The 2,255-nt window shown below is 72.0% G+C and carries 2 protein-coding genes; both read left to right on the forward strand.

Going from position 1 to position 2,255, the window contains the following annotated elements; translation table 11 throughout:
* Window positions 1–1,180: amidase (locus tag H0U68_RS16535; protein ID WP_296357534.1), on the forward strand; the 1,180-nt coding region annotated here is incomplete at its 5' end.
* A partial coding sequence (locus tag H0U68_RS16540) for a tetratricopeptide repeat protein (protein WP_296357536.1) occupies window positions 1,170–2,255 on the forward strand: 1,086 nt, incomplete at its 3' end. The genes H0U68_RS16535 and H0U68_RS16540, both read left to right, overlap by 11 nt.

The following is a 2,255-nucleotide window of genomic DNA, read 5'->3' on the forward strand; positions in this document are numbered from 1 at the left end:
GAACATCTACACCCGTGGCGACCCGGCCCCGATCGGCACGTCGGCGAACACGGACGTGAGACAGCCGCTGGACGCGCCGGCCGCGGCGCGGGTGCGGGAGGCCGGTTGCGTCATCATCGGCAAGACCACCATGCCGGACTACGGCATGCTGTCTTCGGGACTGTCGAGCTTCCACGCGCTGGCGCGCAATCCCTGGGACCCCGCCAAGACGCCCGGCGGCTCCAGCGCGGGCGCCGCCGCCGCGGCCGCGGCCGGCTACGGCCCGCTGCACCTGGGCACCGACATCGGCGGCTCGGTGCGGCTGCCGGCCGGCTGGTGCGGCCTGTTCACGCTCAAGCCCAGCCTGGGCCGCGTCCCGATCGACCCCCCCTACATGGGCCGCGCGGCGGGGCCGATGACGCGCACGGTGGCTGATGCGGCGCTGTGCATGCAGGTGCTGGCACGCCCGGACGCGCGCGACAGCATGAACCTGCCCTGGCAGGACATCGCCTGGCACGACATCGGGCAGGGACCGGGGCGGCTGAAGGGCCTGCGCATCGGCCTGCTGCTGGAGGCCGGCTGCGGCCTCGCGCTGGATGCGGAGATCCGCGCGGCGGTGGAAAACGCGGCGCGCCTGTTCGAGCGCGCGGGTGCCGTGGTGGCGCCGATGCAGCCCTTCATGACGCAGGGCATGCTGGACGGCATCGACCATTTCTGGCGCATGCGCTCGCACGTGGACATGCAAGGCCTTTCGCCCGAAGCCCAGGCCCGGGTGCTGCCCTACATCCGCACCTGGGCCGACAGCGCCGACGGCATGAGCGGCGAAGCGTTGTTCCGCGCCTTCAGCCAGCTGCACCTCACGCGCGCGACCACGGTCAAGGCCTGCAGCGCCTTCGACTACGTGCTGTCGCCGGTATCGCCGGTGGGCGCCGCGCCGGCCGAAGACGCATCGCCCACCAACGACCCGCTGCGCCCGCTGGAGCACATCGGCTTCACCGTGCCGTTCAGCATGTCGGAGCAGCCGGCCGCCTCGATCAACTGCGGCTACACGCGCGCCGGCATGCCCATCGGCCTGCAGATCGCCGGCCAGCGCTTCGACGACCTGGGCGTGCTGCAGGTCGCGCGGGCCTATGAGGCCATCCGAGAACCGCAGCGCCCCTGGCCGCAGCCGCCCTCCAAAGCGCTGCACCATGTGGACTGACGCGCTCGGCAACCCGCTCACCCTCGACGACGCCGCGGCACTTCCCGCTGTCAACGACTTCGTTGAGGGCTTCATCGCCTGCGAGGCGCGCGCGGCGAACATCCTGCTCGCCGCCGCACAAGACCACAGCCCGATCGTGCAGGCCTATGCCGCGGCAGTGCACATGTTCGCCGAAGCGGCCGGGGCACCGGCCAGCGCGCGTCCCTTCATCCTGCGGGCGCAGGCACGTGCCGGCCAAGCCACGGCGCGCGAGCAGCGCTTCATCGCCGCGGTCGCGGCCTGGGCCGATGGCGACATGCCGCTGGCGATGCGCCTGCACGACGAGCAGGCGCGCGAGCACCCGCGCGACCTGGCGTCGCTGAAGCTGGGCCAGTACCACCGCTTCAACAGCGGCAACTCGCCCGCGGTGCTGCGCATGGGACTGGCCGCCCTGCCCGCCGCCGCCGACGTGCCCTACCTGCACGGCATGCTGGCTTTCGCCTGGGAGCAGTGCCATTTCCTGGAACAGGCCGAAGCAGCCGCGCGCACCGCCATGGACATGCGGCGCAAGGAGCCGTGGGCGCACCACGCGCTGGCGCACGTCATGCTCACGCAAGGGCGCGTGCGCGAAGGCCACGCGTTCATGCACGGCGTGAGCGACACCTGGAACGGCCTGAACTCCTTCATGGAGACGCACAACTGGTGGCACCAGGCGCTGTTCGCGCTGGAGCTGGACCGGCACGACGAGGTGCTGGCCCTGTACGACCAGCATGTCTGGGGCGTCGCGCGGGAGTACACGCAGGACCAGGTGAACGCGGTGTCGCTGCTCGCGCGGCTGGAGTTCGCCGGCGTGGATGTCGGCAACCGCTGGGAGGAGGTTGCGCCCTACCTGCAGCAGCGGCTCGCCGACCACGTGCTGCCGTTTCTCGACCTGCATTACCTGTACGGCCTGGCGCGCGCCGGCCGCGCCGAAGCGCACACGCTGATGCGCAACATCGAAGCGCATGCAGCCCGGGCGCCCGACCACAGCCGGGCGATGTGGCAGCAGGTGTGCGTGCCGGCCGCGCGCGGCGTGCTGGCGTTCGCGGAGCGCGAC

It is taken from the genome of Ramlibacter sp. (assembly GCF_013697775.1).
GTDB lineage: Bacteria > Pseudomonadota > Gammaproteobacteria > Burkholderiales > Burkholderiaceae_C > Ramlibacter.